The sequence below is a fragment of the Okeania sp. SIO3I5 genome, assembly GCF_010672085.1.
Taxonomy (GTDB): domain Bacteria; phylum Cyanobacteriota; class Cyanobacteriia; order Cyanobacteriales; family Microcoleaceae; genus Trichodesmium.
The window spans coordinates 1-19245 of the sequence record NZ_JAAHHT010000186.1 but is presented as its reverse complement, the minus strand read 5'-3'; the positions used below and the strand labels follow the sequence as shown (position 1 = coordinate 19245).

Here is a 19245-nt window from a genome sequence, read left to right as displayed (position 1 = left end):
TCAAAATGGATGCCGATTTTTTTCCAGATTTCATAACCTATAAGTCAGTCAAAAACTAACTTACGCACCTTGAACTTTGTCGCCCAAAAATTAAGTCAATATCCTTTCATTAGATAGAGAATGAAAAGAATATTCGCCATAAGTATTTTCAAGCAGGATACTTGAGCAGTCCGTACTGTTTTCCTCCCCAACATAAAAAACAAAGTTCCTCCCGAAGAGGCTAATTAATAACTAATAACTGAAATGACAAAGCTTGCCCTGAAAAAAATTCATAAACAATCGAGTAAGGAGTGCCGGAAAGGTGGGTAGTGTGGGTAGTATTTTTCAAAATGGATGCCGATTTTTTTCCAGATTTCATAACCTATAAGTCAGTCAAAAACTAACTTACGCACCTTGAACTTTGTCGCCCAAAAATTAAGTCAATATCCTTTCATTAGATAGAGAATGAAAAAAATATTCGCCATAAGTATTTTCAAGCAGGATACTTGAGCGGTAGGTACTATTTTCCTCCGCGATATTAAAAACAAAGTTCCTTCACAGGAGGCTAATTAATAACTAATAACTGAAATGACAAAGCTTGCCCTGAAAAAATTCATAAACAACTGAATAAATACCAATTTCTAAATTTTTATCCTCTAATTCTTAAGAAGAAAATAGTCGAAAAAAGTAACTCAACTGGTATCGTATTGTGGAAGCAACTTTAGTTGAGAAAATACTCACAACATGGGCACAGTTTATCAACGGGTTTTGCTCAAATTGAGTGGCGAAGCCTTGATGGGAAGTTTGGGCTATGGCATTGATCCAGCAGTAGTCCAAGGAATTGCCCAGGAAGTGGCTCAAGTAGTGGCCACAGGAATCCAAATGGCAATTGTAGTTGGAGGCGGTAATATTTTTAGAGGTGTGAAAGCAGCCTCTAAGGGAATGGATAGGGCAACGGCAGATTATGTTGGTATGATTGCCACTGTGATGAATGCTATTACTTTACAGGATGCCCTGGAACAAACAGGAGTACCAACAAGAGTCCAAACAGCGATCGCTATGCAGGAACTAGCCGAACCTTACATTCGCCGCCGAGCTATTCGCCATTTAGAAAAAGGGCGAGTGGTAGTTTTTGGTGCGGGTTCTGGTAATCCATTTTTTACCACTGACACTACTGCCGCTCTCAGAGCAGCAGAAATTGATGCAGAGGTAATTTTTAAGGCCACTAAAGTCGATGGGGTCTATGATTCTGACCCACATAAGAATCCAGAGGCCAAATTATATGAGTCCCTGACTTATGGGGAAGTATTAACTCAAGACTTACGGGTGATGGATAGTACGGCGATCGCTCTTTGTAAAGAAAATCATATCCCGATTATTGTATTTAACCTTTCAGTTTCGGGTAATATCCGTAAAGCTGTTATGGGAGAAAAAATTGGAACTATTGTAGGAGGTTTTGATGAATCTAGAAGAAGCTGAAGAGAAGATGCAAAAAGCAATTGAAGCGACTAAAAATTCCTTCAATACTATTAGAACCGGAAGAGCTAATGCTTCTCTTTTAGACAGAATAACAGTGGACTATTATGGAGCGCCAACTCCACTCAAATCTATGGCAAATATTGGTGTACCAGATGCTAGTACAATTACTATTCAACCTTTTGATAAAAGTAGTCTCGGTCTGATTGAAAAAGCTATTAATATGTCAGACGTTGGTTTAACTCCCAACAACGACGGATCTATTGTTAGGTTAAATATTCCTCCACTAACAACTGAACGTCGTCAAGAAATGGTTAAGTTAGCAGCAAAACTTGCAGAAGAGGGGAAAGTTTCTATCCGGAATATTCGTCGTGATGCTGTAGATTCAGTTCGTAAACAAGAAAAAAAGAGCGATATTTCTAAAGATGAATCACGAGATTTGCAAGACAAAATTCAAAAGAAAACAGATAAATACATCGCCAAAATAGATGACTTACTAGCTGCTAAAGAAAAGGATATTACGACAGTTTAAAAAAAACTTGAAAATAACAGATAAGTAAGCATTTAGCCATCAGCTATAACCTATAAATAATGAGTTAAAACTCATTATTTGCAAGTATTGAGCTGTCAGATATGAGCTATAGCAATTAACACATTAAGTTGTAATATTTTATCCTAGGGGTTTGGTCTCCAAACCAAACTGAAAATTGGGTAAAAAGACTAAACCCCTACAGTTTTTTTCACAAATAATTTCATACTGCTATACAGCGTTTTTTTGAGATCCAGAAAAAGAGTATTAAAAATGTATAGAGATTTGGGTTACTCTTGTAATGCTAAAGAATATAAAACAGCATTAAATACTGAAAAACCTAAGGGAATAGGAACTCGATAAGTACGCTTTTTTATTAGACAAAATCTGAATCTAAATTTACATCTCATTTAAAAACACTATATGAGCTATCAGCTATGAGTTTACCATTTCTCATGCATGAATGCTACATAAGATTGGGTGGAAACCGACCCCTAACCCCTCCTAGGAGGGGAGTGTGGGAAGTGTGGGAGGTATGTGGAGAGTAAAAGTAGGAAAAATCTATACTAACAGACGAATAAGAGACTGTTTGTAAAATAAATATTAAGAGATCATCACTTGTGGCTAAAATCTAAAAGCGGTAATACTTCAAGGGATTGAAAAAAAGGTAGATAGAGAAGTATTCAATACTTATTTTCTTTTCTTAGATTCTTCAGACAAATATTTGTCTTGATTGTTTTCTCCTTATTCCCTATTCCCTGTTCCCTATTCCCTGTTCCCTATTCCCTGTTCCCAGTTAAGTGTTCCCTATCTCCTTTTTATATTTCCTGATACATTCAGTCTCTAATTGTCAAAAACAGACTTTTAATCTTAGTCATTATTGAGGTGTTGAAGTATAGCTGAAATATAGAATTAATGCATGGTAATTGGTAATTGGTATTATTAACTCATTATCTTGGCTCAAAAAATTAGTCTCCAAGAAGTAAAATATATTTGCCCAGCATGAACCAGGGAAAAAAAGGCTATCTACTAACCTTAGTAAGTTATTACCTTCAAAAGCCAAATGCTGAAACATATAAACAAAAGTAAAAAGTAATACCAAATTCAAAAAAGGTTGTTACATTCCAATTTGTGATTTATTCCTACAGTTTAATACTTTATAGCTTGTATTCATTGTCACTCATTAAAGTTTTTTCCTCCATTTTTTGTCTATTTATCTTTCCTGGTTCCGGCATTACCTATCTCTTTTTACCTGTTCTATCACGCTCTGCAATATTTTATGAAAATGGTATAAAAAATTAAAAATCAAAACACCTGTATATCGACAACATATTCAAAATCGACTATATTAGAGAATAATAGGTAAAGTGGGAAATCTTAACTTTTACAGGAGGTGCTTTTATAAATAATTTGAGTAATTCAATTACTTATCTATTATATTAGAAACCTCCCCTAAGAAATAGACCCTTTCCCCCCCCCTAACAAATCATAAAAAATCTCAGTATTAAAGTTAGAAGAAATGTTTGATTGTATAATCGTAGGAGCAGGCCCAGCAGGAGGTACAGCAGCTTATCATTTAGCAAAAAAAGGACGTTCTGTTTTAGTCATAGAAAAAGAATCTTTCCCTAGAATTAAAGCTTGTGGTGGTGGAGTCTCTCCAGCGATCGCTCAATGGTTTGATTTTGATTTAAGCCCGGCAATTTCTCTCAAGGTAAAAGAAATTCGTTATACATGGAAATTAGAAGATCCTGTAGAAGCAAATTTGCCTGTTCCTATGTGGATGGTAAAACGAGATGTTTTTGATAATTTTCTAATTCAAAAAGCTACAGAACAAGGTGCAGAATTAAGAGACAAAACAGAAGTTACAGGTATTGAATTTAAAAGCGATTCTTGGGAAGTTAAAACAACAACGGAAACTTTTACTGGTAGTTATTTAATTGCTGCTGATGGAGCTAAAGGACCAATGTCTAAATGGTTGGGTTTTAAAGAATCTAAAAAACGGCAAAGTCTAGTTTTTGAAGCACCATTAAATGAGTCAAATCAAAAAGCAACCTTTGAATTTGGTTTAGTTAAAAATGGGAATATTTGGGGTTTCCCTAAAGCTGATTCCTATTCAATTAGTATTGCTACTTTTAGAGGTGGGGAAGCCAAAAATCTCTCTCAAGATTTGATGGAATATGCTCAACAAATTGGTGCAAATATAAGTCAAAATAAATTATTAGAACATGACATTTCTCTATGGGATGGAGATAAAAATCTTCACACTCAAAATGCTGTCTTGGCAGGAGAAGCAGCAAGTTTATCAGACCCCTTATCAGCAGAAGGAATTCGCCCTTCAATTTTTAGTGGTGTAAAAGCTGCTGAAGCGATCAATCAAGCGTTGGGAGGCGATGGAGATGCTCTGAAAAAATATACTCAGATAGTTAATGAAGAATGGGGTGCGGATATGGTTTGGGCGAGTCGTTTAGCTGGAGCATTTTATCGGTTTCCGAAAGTAGCTTATACAGTAGGGGTTAAGTTACCGGCAGCTACGACAGTAATGAGTAGAATTTTGTGTGGAGAATTGCGTTATGCGGATATTGCTAATACTGCTATTAAGAAGTTGAGTAGTAGTTTTTTACCAGGAAGAGGTTGAATAGGCAAGTGTGGGGAGTCTGGGGAGTCTGGGAGAGTCCAGTAGTAGGCTGACGCATTAAAAATGGTGCAATAAGTGTAGTGAACTGACACAGCTAAAACTGTGCAGAGCGCTTTTTTCTGATGTAACATTTAAGGTGTGTCGGTCTAGTCGAAAATTTTTACTATTCATTTATTCGGATGAGTGCTTCATAAAATGAATTGATTATTGCTCAATACGCAATAGTCGGAAAATTTTCACTACCCATCTCCTCTGGCGGGGTGGGTGCTTCATAAAATGAATTGATTATTGCTCAATACGCAATAGTCGGAAATTTTCACGATCCATCCCCTCTGGCTGGGTGCTTCACAAAATGTATTAACTATGGCGTCTAGAGCAATAGTCGGAAATTTTTACTATTTATCTCTTCGGATAGAGTGCTTCATAAAATGAATTGATTATTGCTCTTAAGGCAATAGAAGAAAAATTTCACTACCCATCCCCTCTGCTTGGGTGCTTCAGGAAATGTATTAACTCTGGCGTCTAGAGCAATAGTCGGAAAATTTTCACTACCCATCTCCTCTGACTGGGTGCTTTAGGAAATAAATTGATTATTGCTCTATCCGCAATAGTCGGAAATTTTCACTACTCATCTCCTCTGGCGGAGTGCTTCAGGAAATGTATTGACTCTGGCGTCTAGAGCAATAGTCGGAAAATCTTGACTATCCATCCCCTCTGGTGGGATGCTTCAGAAAATGAATTGATTATTGCTCTATCCGCAATAGTCAGAAATTTTTCACGATCCATCTCCTCTTGCGGAGTGCTTCAGGAAATGTATTAACTCTGGCATATAGAGCAATAGAAGAAAAATTTCACTACCCATCTCCTCTGGCGGAGTGCTTCAGAAAATGAATTGATTATTGCTCTTAAGGCAATAGAAGAAAAATTCCACTATCCATCTCCTCTGGCGGGGGTGCTTCAGCAAATGTATTGATTCTAGCTCTTAAGGCAATAGAAGAAAAATTCCACTATCCATCTCCTCTGGCGGAGTGCTTCAGGAAATGTATTAACTCTGGCGTATAGAGCAATAGTCAAAAATTTTTACTATCCATCTCCTCGGACGGAGTGCTTCAGGAAATGTATTAACTCTGGCGTATAGAGCAATAGTCGGAAAATTTGACTATTCATCTCCTCTGGCGGAGTGCTTCAGAAAATGAATTAATCATTTATCTATACGCAATAGTCAAAAATTTCACTATCCATCTCCTAGAACAATCCGTCGTAACACACCATTTTTTTTTAATTGTTGTTGGGTTTTGGGTTCCTCAACCCAACCTACGCTTATTGCTACATAATTAATTAGATAATATCTCCTGAAGGTTACTCTACTCTATGTATAAGACAATAGAGAAATAACTAACAGTACAGCATTATTTTTACTATCATGCTTAGTTGCTTCCTTAGTTATATTTAGTTGTCCTGTATTAAATATCTCTTCCTATGAATAAACTAAATCTAAATCCAATTACCATAGTTATTGTCACTACTCTACTTATTATTAGTTTTTTTGTTAGTAGTAGTGTTTACGCAGCAGAAATTAACGATTTTAAATATACAACGGAGTGTACAACTAGAGGGTCGGGATATAGTCATAGATATTCATGTACTTCAGAATGGTATGAACATAAATTACCGTCAGACTTTGTTTATACAGTCGAGAGTCTCCAAAAATATCCTGCATCAAAAAATGGCTCTGATAATCAATGTGACTCTGTGTGGGATAATTATATTGAACTAATCCCAGGAACAGGAATTAAAGCGCCACAAAACTTAAAGACTCGAGCTCATGCAAGAAGTCCTTATGTTGATTGGAAAGGACACAATCAGGGATCTCGTGGTTGGTCAAAATGTGTCTTTGAAGGTAAATATACAAAGTTCCGTTAATGGGGTATACATCTAAAACTAAAGAAGCTACATTTTGGCATTGCTAAACTAAGAGATGAATCTTTGCAGAAAAGAAAGGTAAACTCATTTTTTACTTTCCTTTCTGTAAAACTATAATTCATCCCATATATATGCAATATCACATTTTAAATCCATTAACCCTGTCGCCACTACTAGCGACCTTTAACTTCTGGATGGTTATCTATCCAGAAGTGTTCGTCAAGGATACCAATATCACGAGCTACGGAATAATTCTGCTGGAGAATCTATCCAATCTATAGGAATTTTACTAATACCAATAGGCACTCTAACTTTCACATTTCTATAGATAGTCTACAGTCACTAAATCGAATTCCTCCTCTTGTTCTTTCTTATAACAAAGATTCTGAAAAAGTTCAGTTAGTAGATTACGACCTTTTATTCTTTCGCAAATATATTGGAGAAAAGAACTTGCCTTGGTCGTGGTTACGACAAGATTAGCCTCAAATTTATAACCTATTTTTTGATATTATTTATAATCATTTTAAGGGAATGAAAAAAATAAACTTTACTATTTCCAGAAGCACTGATAACTGATAACTGATAACTGATAACTGATTAAAATGCCAACCTTAATAAAGAAGGAAGTAAAGAACCAATAGCGTGTACAAATTGATTAGGCTTTTCTGGTTCTGGAGGATTCAAACGTAAGTCAATAATTTCCACCAAATATTGTGATAATTCTTCACCCTCTTTACTACCTTTAGAAACAAAAATCTCCTTAGATTTTTCAGCATCTGCAAGAGCTGCTTCAAGACTTCCCAAGTCAGCAAGAGCCATACTTCTTGCAAAATAAGCAGCAGCTAAATCAGACTTCATACTAATAGCTTGGTTATAATATCTAACAGCATCCTTATAATGTCCTGCCTTTGCTTCAGCAATTCCTAACCGATAAAAATCTTCAGCTTCACCAACATTAGATGGCATTCCAATAGCACCTAACAAAAAAGCACTTTTTAGGTCAACACCTGTTAAATTCGCACCAGTTAAATAAGCACTTCTTAAATCTGTACCAGCCAAATTTGCCCCAGATAAATTAGCACCAGTTAAATTCGCACCAAATAAACTTGCACCAGCCAAATTTGCACCAGATAAATTTGCCCCTGTTAAATTCGCCCGACTGAGATTAGCTCCACTCAAGTTGTTAAACTGAGCCAGTTTGTTACCAAACCGACTCGTCTTCAGAACTGGACGTGAGACTTTCACCTCATCACAGCTCCTCTCTTAAACGTCCCTTGTCATGGGTACATCCTGCTTCAGGGTTAGCATATCGTCAATCCATATATAATTTTCAGGTAAATCCTGCGGTTTAAATTTTGGATATGTCTTTTTGTCTGAAGCCGTTTTACTGTCGTGGCAATGTCGGTGCAACAATTGTTTGTTTTTGTATGTGTTGTCACCACCTTTAGACCTTGGTTTTATATGGTCAACTTCCATAAGGTCATTCGGACTAAAGGTTAGTCCACAGAATGCGCATTTATTTTTCTGCCTTTTTAGCAGTGCCGTGACTTCTTTCCTTACGCCTGGATGTTTGCCGATTCTACTACTCCAATAAGTCCAGTCACCGTCATAAGGGGATTTATTACCTCTCACTTTGACGTGCCTTATAATAGGAACATCTGAGTGTTGGTAAGTCATATATTCGCCATCGTTAAGTACCCAATTCCTGGTTTTAATTCTGGGGAAATACTTTTCCTTAACCCATTCAGCCGACTTATTTGGATGCCTTCTACTCGCCCATCTCCATAGTCTCTTCCATAAAAGCATATCCATTTTACTGAATGCTTCTTTACTGACTGCTGTTGAGAAGTAGTTAGCCCATCCTCTTATTACCGGGTTTAATTTAGCTATTAAAGCTCTAGCAGGGGCAGTTTTATTATTACTGCATATATCCGCCAATTTCCGATAATGAGTTTTAATACTCTTTGAGGACGGTTTTATCAACGTTTTGAATCCTTGTTTAGTTGACTTAACCTCCCATTGCCTGATTGTGAATCCTAAGAAGTCAAACCCAGGTTTATTACCTTCATATTCTTCTAAGGTGTGGGCAATTTTGGTTTTTTCTGGTTTTAGTTCTAATCCTACTTGGTTTAACCATTCCTGTATTACGGCTTTAGCTTGTAGCACTACTTTAATGTCCTCATGTAGGATAACGAAGTCATCAGCATAGCGTATAAGGTTAAGGCTATGGCGTTTGTCTCGTTTTGACATTTTCCCCCCACTTGTATATTCTAGAGGGAGTTTTTCGGCAAATTCCATTAGCCTTTCTTCCATACCGTGTAAGGCGATGTTTGCTAGTAAGGGACTTATTACCCCGGACTGTGGTGTACCTTCCACAGTGCTTGAGAATTGTTTATTGTCAAATACCCCAGATTTTAACCATTGTTTGGTTAGTCGTCTGTAAGGAGATTGACCTATTTTTCTCAACAGTGCATCATGGTTAATTCGGTCAAAACATTTAGATATATCAGCATCAAGCACATATTTTGGTTTGAGACCGATACTTTTAAAAATAGCTCCAATAGCATCATGTGTTGACCGTCCTGGTCTAAAACCATAACTGTTAGGTTCAAAGCGTGCTTCCCATTCTGGTTCCATACCCAACTTAACCAGAGCTTGTAATGCACGGTCGTACATTGTGGGGATTCCAAGAGGTCTCTTTTCATCCCTCCCTGGTTTTGGTATCCAGACTCTACGGGTTGGACTTGCTTTAAGGTATTGCGTGTTTAATAAATCAACCAAGTTAAATCTCTGCATGGGGGGTAGATTTTTAATACCATCTACCCCAGCAGTTTTCTTGCCTTGGTTATCCTGAGTCACGCGCCTAACAGCTAGCAACCTAGCGTAATAACTTTTGGTCAGAAGTCTTTGGTATTTACGCATCTTGCGGATTTCGCCACGGCTGGATGCTCTGTAAATTAACTTTTGCAACTTAAATACATTCTTCTCAACCCGTTTCCAATTAATATCCTTCCATTTGAGATTTGGATTAATACAAACCGGGTCTGGTATATCGTCTGTATCCCATGCCACGCTTAAAAAGGGCTTTGGATTAACCAATCTTCTTTTTAGTGTTTTGGCCTTATTCATCGCTTGCTCATTACCTTACATTACGTCTAACAGTGGGTACGTCAGCTCAATGAGCTTTTTACCCAATCCTACTCTCTCTAAGACCTACAACCGCTGTGCAGATTGACCTTGAATGGCTTCCTAAGTTATCGACCTATATTCTTAGGTGTCTTAGAGATGTTTCCTCGTTCCCTTATTCCTTTATTTCGACTGATTTAGTGGGGCAAAATCTCCCGGAGGGTTCGATATGGTTGTTGATAACCCCAGAACTATAAGGTTATCCATTGACCCCCTGACTTTTGTCCTACATTCCATAGCTACCTTTGAAATGGTTCTTAGTAACGAGAGTTTGATTACCTTCCTATTCGTCCACTTGTCAGCCTTTGCTTGCGGTATCGTTCCTCGGTAACTGGTCCGCATCCCGCTTTTAAACCAGCTTCAGGGATTGATGTTCAGTCGCTACCCTGTGGTCTATGCTGTCAACCTAACAACAAGGCGGATGGAATTTCACCACCAAGGTAATAAGAGTTATTCACAAGTCGAGGTTTTTCCTCATGTATTGACTTGGAACGGCCATTTATACCCAGTTTTCCTGGTTTAGTGGCCAACGAGTCGCACAGCTCCCTCTAAGTTAGCACCTTGAAGACTTGCCAATACCAAACCAACACCAGTTAGTTCGCAATTAGGACATTGTTTACTAGATAATAGTTTTTGTGTATGTTGGATATTCTCAGCAATAGCTTGAAGATTAGGAAAAACTGTAGTAAAAACTAAGACAGCAGAAAAAATTTTAAGTCTCATTTTTAAAGATTTAAAAAATAGCATATTTTGGTGCTATGTTAACACCAAATTGATCAACCTAACCCTAAATATAGAAGCTTAAGAAACCCGGTTTCTCAGGGGAAAGTAAAAGTATCGGCGAAACTAGAAACCCGGTTTCTAGTGTTTCTAGTTTCTAATAGATATCTACTAGATATCTACAAATAACAAAAAAGAAAATTAATTATCCCACAGAAATTATTAATTCCTTCCCCCCTACTCCCTACTCCCTCTTTTCCAGAGGGATAGCTCTGCTAAATTCTTCATAACTTGTACCATCTGGCATAATTGCTGCTTGGAGAGCTGCTCCAGCCAAATTAATATCAGAAATATTAGCACCCAAAAGACTCGCTCCATTTAAGTCAGCAGCACTTAAAATAGCCTCTGTTAAATCTGCTCTGGTTAGATTTGCCCCTATTAAGTCTGCTCCTGCCATGTCTGCTCTGGTGAGATTAGCACCAATTAAGTCAGCTTCATTGAGAATAGCTCGTCGGAAATTAACACCATATAAGTTAGCTCCATGTAAATCTGTTTCATAGAGGATAGCTCTTGACAGGTCAGCATCTATCATATTAACTTGACTACAATTAGCACGACTTAAGTCTGCTTTGGTAAGTTTAGCTCTTGTTATATCTGCTTTGGTAAGTTTAGCTCCTACTAGAAGGGCGTCAGACAAATTTGCTTCACTTAAATCGTTAAACTAAGCCAGGTAAGTTACCCTACCCGACTCGTCTTCAGAACCGGACGTGAGACTTTCACCTCATCACGGCTCCTCTCCTAAACGTCCCTTTTCATGGGTACATCCTGCTTGACAAGTTAACATATCGTCAATCCATATATAGTTATCAGCTTGGTACTGTGCCTTAAATTTTGGATATGTTTTATTGTCTAAAGCAGTTTTCGTGTCGTGGCAATGTCGGTGCAACAGTTGTTTATTTTTGAGCGTGTTGTCACCACCTTCAGACCTTGGTTTTATATGGTCAATTTCCATAAGGTCATTTGACCTAAAGGTTAGTCCACAAAATGCGCATTTATTATTTTGCCGTTTTAACAGCGTTGTGACTTCTTTCCTTACGCCTGGATATTTGCCGATCCTGTTACTCCAATAAGTCCAGTTGCCGTCATAAGGTGATGCAGCACCTTTCACTTTGATGTGTCTTACAATAGGTACATCTGAGTGTCGGTTTAGTATATAACCATTGTCGTTAAGTTCCCAATTTCTGGTACTATTGACTTTGGAGAAATACTTTTTCTTCACCCATTGAGCCGACTTATTTGGATGCCTCCTACTTGCCCATCTCCATAGTCTTTTCCATTGGAGGTCATCCAGTTTGTTGAATACCTCTTTACTGACTACGGTAGAGTAGTAGTTAGCCCATCCTCTTATTATCGGATTTAACTTAGCGATTATTGCATTAGCAGGAGAGGTTTTGTGGGAATTACATATATCCGCCATTTTCCGATAATGAGTTTTGATACTCTTAGAGGACGGTTTAATCAGCGTCTTAAATCCTTGTTTAGTTGACTTTACCTTCCACTGCCTGACATTGAATCCTAAGAAGTCAAATCCGGGTTGATTTCCTTCATATTCCTCCAAGGTGTGGGCAATTTTGGTTTTTTCTGGTTTTAGTTCTAATCCTATCTGGCTTAACCATTCCTGTATTACGGTTTTAGCTTGTAACACTACTTTGATATCTTCGTGCAGGATTACAAAGTCATCAGCATAGCGTATTAAGGACAATGCGCATTTATTATCTCGCTTTCTTCCTGGTAAGATTTCAGCGAATTTGCTTAAGCACTCTTCCATACCGTGTAGGGCGATGTTTGCTAGTAGAGGTGATATTACCCCGGAGTGTGGTGTACCTTCCACAGTGTTTGAGAATTTTTTATTGTCAAATACCCCGGACTTTAGCCATTGTTTGATTAATCGTCGATAAGGTGTCTGACCTATTTTTCTCAACAGTGCATCATGGTTAATTCGGTCAAAACATTTGGATATATCAGCATCTAATACATATTTAGGTTTATGGTTGATGCTTATAAAGATGGCCTCTATGGCATCATGTGTTGACCGTCCTGGTCTAAAACCATAGCTATTAGGTTCAAAACTTGCCTCCCACTCTGGTTCCATGCCCAACTTAACCAAGGCTTGTAACGCCCTATCATACATGGTAGGTATGCCTAATGGACGTTTTTCATCTCTCCCTGGTTTTGGTATCCAGACTCTGCGGGTAGGACTTGCTTTAAGAAATCGTGACCCTAACATATCTACAAGGTTGAGTCTCTGCATTGGAGGTAGATTTTTAATACCATCTATTCCAGCAGTTTTCTTACCTTGATTATCCTGGGTCACGCGCCTAACAGCTAGCAACAAGGCGTAATAACTTTTGGTCAGAAGTCTTTGATATTTACGCATCTTGCGGATTTCGCCACGGCTGGATGCTCTGTAAATTAATTTTTGCAACTTAAATACAAATTTTTCTACCTTCTTCCAGTTAATATCTTTCCATTTTAGGTTTGGATTAATACATACTGGGTCTGGTATATCGTCTGTATCCCATGCCACGCTTAAAAAGCGAGTGCGTAATTCTGAGGTCTCCTCAGAATGTAAGACGCACTCAAGAAAGGGTTTAGGATTGCCTAAATGTCTTTTTAGTGTTTTAGCTTTATTCATTGCTAATTATTACCTTACATTACGTCTAACAGTGGGTACGTCAGCTTGATAGCTTTTTACCCAATCCTACTCTCCCTAAGACCTACAACTTTTTGTGTAGATTGACCTTGAATGGCTTCCTAAGTTATCGACCTATATTCTTAGGTGTCTTAGAGAGGTTTCCTCGTTCCCTTATACCTTTATTACGGCTGATTTAGTGAGGTAGAGTCTCCCGGAGGGTTCGGTATGATTGCTGATAATTCCAGAGTTATAAGATTATCCAAAGACCCCCTGACTTTTGTCCTACATCCCATAGCTACCTTTGGAATGGTTTCTAATAACGAGAGTTTAAACTACTTCCTATTCGTCTACTTGTCAGCCTTTGCTCGCGGTATCGTTCCTCGGTAACTGGTCCGCATCCCGCTTTTAGACCAGCTTCGGAGATTGATGTTCAGTCTCTACTCCGTGGTCTATGCTGTCAACCCAACAACAGGGCAGATGGAATTTCACCATCAAGGATATAAGAGTTATTCACAAGTCGAGGTTGTCCTCATGTATTGACTTGGAATGGCCATTTATACCTAGATTCCTAGTTTAGTGGCCAACGAGTCGCACAACTCCAATTAGATTCGCTCCACTGAGATTCGCTTTGGTCAGATTTACTCTACTAAGATTTGCCCGACTCAGGTTTGCACCTGTTAAGTCAGCTTCAAAAAAATTAGCGCCTTCTAAATTAGCTTCTAGTAAATGTGCTTCATGTAAGTATAGGCCACTGAAATTTCTTTCTCCTCTTGCATATTGCCTTAATAATTCGTCTATTTCCATAATTTTATTTCCATAATTTGGTTAATCATCAATTTTCTTTGATATATACTCATAGCAGAATTGATCGACAGGATTTTATAGCCCTAGGGGCAAGTCAGAAGTCTGAAGTTATAGCTAAGAAGGAATTGGTTAGGACATGAACTGATGATAAATCTTAGAGTAGGAAATGTTTTTCCCACTGTTCCCTGTTCCCTGCTATAGAAGTAATCCCTGACTGAGTTTCAGAATTTAGTAATGTCCTAACCTTTGCTTCGATTGCTATACCAATGTCTACTCCCTAAATGCATAGTGCTATATCTTGTTAATTCTGTAACTCAAATTTATCCTGCCTCATTATTTTGATACAGGTATTCCAATATTAATTCAGAAAATCATATTATTAACTATTCAGGTATTAGCAGTTAGCTCTCAGCTTTTTAAATTAATTAAGCAAGTATTCGTTTAACTTCTACTACATTTTCAACTAGAGAATTGAAGCACAAAAAAAACGAGTTTGAGTTGTCAAATCAATTCACGCATTAAAAATTATTAACTCGCTCATTATAACCTCTGCCTATTTGCTCCGCATTCCGCAGGAAAGTCAGAGGCTTTAAATAAGGAAAATATTTTTGATTTTTTTGCTCTGGATGAAGAACGAGGCTTGAATTCTTAATTCAACAATTATTGAAATTAAGTTATAACCAAAATTTTTGAACTTTAGAATGCGCGAATTTTGAATTCAAAAAATAGTCAACCCATACAATTATATAGTGGTAAATGTAGATATCTTGTGGAAGCTGATAGTTAATAGCTGACCGTTGAATGCTTAGATCATAGTATCTGACTTACGGCTAATAATTGTTATATTTTCAGAGATTATCTAAAGCTTTCATAAGGAAACTTACCTTTTTTAGGGTCAAACCATTGATGTAAAAGTTGGGTATTTTTATCACTAGCAATAGTAGTATCAACAAATTTATCCCAGTCTGAATTTTCTAATGGCAAAATACAACCATAATTTTCAAAAGTAAAAGGAATTTTTGGAATTAGGGCAAACTCACTAAAATTTTTATTTTGTTGCCAAATTGCTCCTAGTAACAAAATACCGTCACTAGCAATAGCATCAATTTTACCCTCAGATAATTGATTAATTCCTTCGGTTCTATTAGTAACTGTCTGCCAATTTGCATTAGGATAAATAGGGCGAAATTCCTGCTCGGTAGTTGTACCTTCTAATAAGCCTATTGATATTTTTTCCCTAGTACCTTTGATTGGGTTAAACTTTTCTGCATCTGTTTTTTTGACTAACAATTGAATTCCTGTAGTGAAAAAAGGAATGGAAAAATATACTACTTTCTCCCTGTCATTATTAATAGTTGTAGCTGCACAAACAATATCTATTTTTCCATCTTTAATTAGTTGAAAACGTTCTTCTAGAGATACTTCTTGCAATTCTAGTTTAATTGGTTTACCCAACTCTTGCTCTAGACGTTGATGAATTAATTTAATTAATTCAACTGAATAACCTTCTAATTGATTGGTTTGACTGTTAATGTAGCTAAATGGAACTGCATCACTTCTAACTCCTGCTTTTAATACCCCCGTTTGTTGAATTTTTCTAATACAGTTTCTGCCAAACTTGGCAAAGGAAAACTAATCAAAAATATACTGATTAAATAGCTAGTTATTTGATTGAAAAAGTCAGCAGGTATCAGGAACCAGGAAACAGATGAATTAATCATAAAAATCCATATATAGATAAGGAATAGCGAATAGGAAGTAGATTGCATCAGAAGCAATTTATAATTTCTAATTTCCTTATAAAGAATAGGAAGTAGATTGCATCGGAAACAATTTATAACTTCTGACTTCGTTCAAACTTTTCCAAGGAAAAATCATCAAAAATATACTGATTAAATAGCTAGTTATTTGATTGAAAAAGTCAGCAGGAATCAGGAAGTAGGAAACAAATGAGTTAATCATAAAAATCAATATAGAGATAGGAAATAGGGAATAGGAAGTAGATTGTATCGGCAGCAACTTCTGACTTCTAATTTCGTTATGAAAAATAGGAAGTAGATTGCATCGGAAACAATTTATAACTTCTGACTTCGTTCAAACTTTGCCAAAGAAAACTCATAAAAAATATGCTAATTAAATAGCTAGTTATTTCATTGAAAAAGTCAGCAGGAATCAGGAAGTAGGAAACAAATGAGTTAATCATAAAAATCAATATAGAGATAGGAAATAGGGAATAGGAAGTAGATTGTATCGGCAGCAACTTCTGACTTCTAATTTCGTTATGAAAAATAGGAAGTAGATTGCATCGGAAACAATTTATAACTTCTGACTTCGTTCAAACTTTGCCAAAGAAAACTCATAAAAAATATGCTGATTAAATAGATAATTATTTGATTGAAAAAGTAAGCAGGAATCAGAAAGTAGGAAGTAGATGAGTTAATCATAAAAATCAATATAGGGAATAGGGAGTAGGGAATAGGGACTAATTTTTAGCAAACATTTATTAAATTGGTATAAGTATAACAATTTGCTTTTTGATAAATATTTAATTTGGTTTAAAATTCCGATATAGAATTATACCAATTTTCAAAAAGAATGTTACGAATAGTAAGGGCAATAAAAATATTTTTCAGGATATGTCTATTTGACAAAAAAGATAATTTACGACCTAAAAAATGGTATTGAAGCCATTCATTCTGACTCCTAAAAAAATCTCCTATTATATAAAACTTGTATTATATCATACCTAACAAGGAAATTTCTTGATAATTGGCTACAATTTGCTATTTAATCAGGTATTAAGATTAAAAAATCACCAAAAAACTGCTGAGGAGAAAAGACAATGGCAAAGGTGATTTTTTATGAGAAACCAGGCTGTAAAAACAATACTAAGCAAAAGACTTTGCTAGAAGCAGCAGGTCATCAATTAGAAACTCATAACTTGTTGAAAGAAGCTTGGACAAAAGATAATTTGCGTCTATTTTTTGGCGATCGCCCAGTAGCGGAGTGGTTTAATAAAGCAGCTCCGAAAGTTAAATCTGGAGAAGTAGTTCCCGAACAAACTGATGCAGAAACTGCCCTAACAATGATGCTTAATGACCCATTATTAATTCGTCGTCCTCTAATTCAAGTAGGCGATCGCCGAGAGGTGGGATTTGATGTTGAAATTGTTAATAATTGGGTTGGTTTAGAAGCTGTAGATGAGACTCAAAAAGCAAAAAGTGACGAGTTGATGAGTCAAGATTTACAAACTTGTCCAAATAGTCATCATCATCATCATTAGAGTCTAAAAAAACCTATTTTTATCTCTAAATTTTCCTAATCTCTCGTTAGATAATTTTCTAGCGGGAGATATTTCCATACTTTATAGATTAAAGAACTACTATAGTGATGATTATTTTATGTGTTGAATATATTTATTTTCAAAACCAGTTTTATGATTAAATAGGGTTGAGATTTCAAACCTATACTATCTTAGGAGGTTAATTATGGCTGATGGATTTGAACTGCGAAATACTCCGGGGAAAGGAGAAGGAATATTTGCTACTTGCTCCTTTCAAGCTGGGGACACCGTAATGAGGAGTTTTCCCTAATTTCCGCAAATATATACAATTACGAATACTGTTACTTAAGGGAGTTTTAAATTCTTCAATAGTCTCTATCTTGCCTCCCAAAATTTTGACAACTTCTGGTAAATTAACCTGTTCATCAATTGTGAAATTTCCTCAATATAAAATTCCAACCCTACTTAATTCTCAAACTTATTCATAAACTATTTTTGACCTTTGAATCGATGACTTTTGCCTTGCGTGTAGTGCTACACATCTGAATTGATAATATCTCTTGTACTTTTCTGTGCACCTTGACCAGATTTAGCAAAATAAATGCCAAGTAACACAATAGTAAATGCAATCCAATTAATAAAATTTAATTTTTCAGAAAAGATAATCCAAGCAAAAATTGCTGTAAGAATAGGTCCGAGTAATAGAAAAAGGGAAACAAATCCCGCAGAAAATTGCTTCAGACTATGAATAAAAATCAAATTTCCCAAACCTAGACAAAATATTCCTAAACAGATAACTGTCAACCATCCCGACCAAGATGAGGGAAATAATTGAGGGTCAGTAACAAGTGCAAGAGGCAGAAGTAAAATACTCCTAAAAAAACACGTCCAGAATAGTATAGTTGTAGCTGAAAACTGATTTCTGAGTCGTTCATAAATCAGATAACCAACGCCATAAAATAGGGCAGAAAGTAAAGCTAAACCATCACCAATCAAATATTGACTGCCAAATTGTAAATCGGAAAATGCGATCGCACTTGAGCCAAGAGACGCTAAAATTACTCCCACCACAAACCGCCTATTAAAAGATTGATTTAAAAATAGCCATCCCCCAAAAGTTGCAAAAATAGGAGTCAGGTTATGAAGTAAATTAGAGTTTGTAACGCTGGTTTGATTTAAAGACCAAGCCCAAAATAATAAACACATTAAATCAACAATTGCTGATAACAAGAAAATACCCAAATGATTAATAATTTTATTCTCTTGGCTAGGAGTAGATTCACAAGCTAATAGAGGGATAAAGTTTGTAATTTGATTCCATAATCCCAAAAAAATTGTCGCAATCCATAAGCGATTAAAAATTGTTGCATTTGCTCCAATTTCTTGTTCGCTCAATCTAATTAAAATGGCAGCAAAGGAAAGAAAAAAAACACCTAACAGTAATAGACTAAAGGGAATAATTATTGATACAAAATTTTTGCGATACTGTTGAGTTTCAGATTGAATTGTCATTATTTATCGGTCAATCAAGGGAATGAATAAGGGAATAATACCAAAGTTGGAAAAGTTTGGCTACATATTCTCAAATTTGGCTTAGGAATTTTGAGAAAAAACAGTAATAATTTTCTAGTTGTTTGGATTGAAATGCAACTATAGATAAATATTTAGACAGACATAATATCAGCGAATTTTTAGATTTTTTTGACACCAAGCAAAGGTTTTTGACTAGGTACATCAATTGGACGGGGATAATGTATTGGAGTTTTACTTAATTTCCGCAAATCGCAAATATATACAATTACGAATAGGGAATAATACCAAAGTTGAAAAAGTTTGGCTACATATTCTCAAATTTGGCTTAGGAGTTTTGAGAAAAAACAGTAATAATTTTCTAGTTGTTTGGATTGAAATGCAACTATAGATAAATATTTAGGGTTTGCTGATTAAATATGAAAGCATTAACAGGCAAAGGTTGTAGCATTTTTTAGTCCTGAAAAAGTACCAGCTTTTTGAGA

12 protein-coding genes and 2 pseudogenes are annotated in these 19245 nt (G+C 36.2%); 5 read left to right on the top strand and 9 right to left on the bottom strand.

The features are described from left to right. Positions 1-723: 723 nt before the first annotated feature. From pyrH to F6K40_RS29550, 4 genes are all read left to right on the top strand, one after another. The gene (gene pyrH / locus F6K40_RS29565) at positions 724-1458 is read left to right on the top strand and encodes a UMP kinase (RefSeq protein WP_293141017.1); all 735 of its coding nucleotides are present in this window, start codon (positions 724-726) and stop codon (positions 1456-1458) included. After that, positions 1439-1987, top strand: coding sequence for a ribosome recycling factor (gene frr / locus F6K40_RS29560; RefSeq protein ID WP_293141015.1), 549 nt, complete (start codon positions 1439-1441; stop codon positions 1985-1987). Before pyrH ends, frr begins: the two co-directional genes overlap by 20 nt. A 1516-nt stretch (positions 1988-3503) precedes the next feature. Then, complete coding sequence (locus F6K40_RS29555; protein ID WP_293141013.1) at positions 3504-4619, top strand: geranylgeranyl reductase family protein; 1116 nt, start codon at positions 3504-3506, stop codon at positions 4617-4619. A gap of 1479 nt (positions 4620-6098) precedes the next feature. Next, the gene (locus F6K40_RS29550) at positions 6099-6542 is read left to right on the top strand and encodes a hypothetical protein (protein WP_293141011.1); all 444 of its coding nucleotides are present in this window, start codon (positions 6099-6101) and stop codon (positions 6540-6542) included. A 597-nt stretch (positions 6543-7139) separates the two neighbouring features. On the opposite strand, the gene F6K40_RS29545 is transcribed toward F6K40_RS29550, so the two are convergent. The 8 genes and pseudogenes from F6K40_RS29545 to F6K40_RS29505 all read right to left on the bottom strand — a co-directional run bounded on the left by F6K40_RS29545 (position 7140) and on the right by F6K40_RS29505 (position 15480). Further along, the gene (locus F6K40_RS29545) at positions 7140-7739 is read right to left on the bottom strand and encodes a pentapeptide repeat-containing protein (RefSeq protein ID WP_483143781.1); all 600 of its coding nucleotides are present in this window, start codon (positions 7737-7739) and stop codon (positions 7140-7142) included. Positions 7740-7751: 12 nt separating this feature from the next. Continuing rightward, a pseudogene (gene ltrA, locus F6K40_RS29540) lies at positions 7752-9671 on the bottom strand (group II intron reverse transcriptase/maturase); the annotation flags it as partial. 458 nt (positions 9672-10129) lie between these two features. Next, complete coding sequence (locus F6K40_RS29535) at positions 10130-10258, bottom strand: hypothetical protein (protein ID WP_293141007.1); 129 nt, start codon at positions 10256-10258, stop codon at positions 10130-10132. After that, complete coding sequence (locus tag F6K40_RS29530) at positions 10248-10451, bottom strand: hypothetical protein (RefSeq protein WP_293141005.1); 204 nt, start codon at positions 10449-10451, stop codon at positions 10248-10250. Before F6K40_RS29530 ends, F6K40_RS29535 begins: the two co-directional genes overlap by 11 nt. A 241-nt stretch (positions 10452-10692) precedes the next feature. After that, positions 10693-11151 (bottom strand): annotated as a pseudogene (locus F6K40_RS29520) (pentapeptide repeat-containing protein); the annotation flags it as partial. An 81-nt stretch (positions 11152-11232) separates the two neighbouring features. Further along, positions 11233-13143, bottom strand: a complete 1911-nt coding sequence (ltrA, locus tag F6K40_RS29515) for a group II intron reverse transcriptase/maturase (RefSeq protein WP_293141003.1) — start codon at positions 13141-13143, stop codon at positions 11233-11235. Positions 13144-13716: 573 nt separating this feature from the next. Then, a complete protein-coding gene (locus tag F6K40_RS29510) occupies positions 13717-13947 on the bottom strand; it encodes a pentapeptide repeat-containing protein (RefSeq protein WP_293141001.1) in 231 nt (76 codons plus the stop codon). A gap of 855 nt (positions 13948-14802) precedes the next feature. Continuing rightward, the gene (locus F6K40_RS29505; RefSeq protein WP_293141018.1) at positions 14803-15480 is read right to left on the bottom strand and encodes an amino acid ABC transporter substrate-binding protein; all 678 of its coding nucleotides are present in this window, start codon (positions 15478-15480) and stop codon (positions 14803-14805) included. Between the two features lie 1309 nt (positions 15481-16789). Between F6K40_RS29505 and F6K40_RS29500 the strand changes: the two genes are divergently transcribed. Beyond that, entirely contained in the window at positions 16790-17230 is a 441-nt protein-coding gene (locus F6K40_RS29500) for an ArsC/Spx/MgsR family protein (RefSeq protein WP_293140999.1), read from the top strand. A 534-nt stretch (positions 17231-17764) separates the two neighbouring features. Here the strand turns inward: F6K40_RS29500 and F6K40_RS29495 are convergent. Beyond that, on the bottom strand, positions 17765-18742 hold the full coding sequence (locus F6K40_RS29495; RefSeq protein WP_293140997.1) for a DMT family transporter: 978 nt from the start codon (positions 18740-18742) through the stop codon (positions 17765-17767). Positions 18743-19245: the final 503 nt, after the last annotated feature.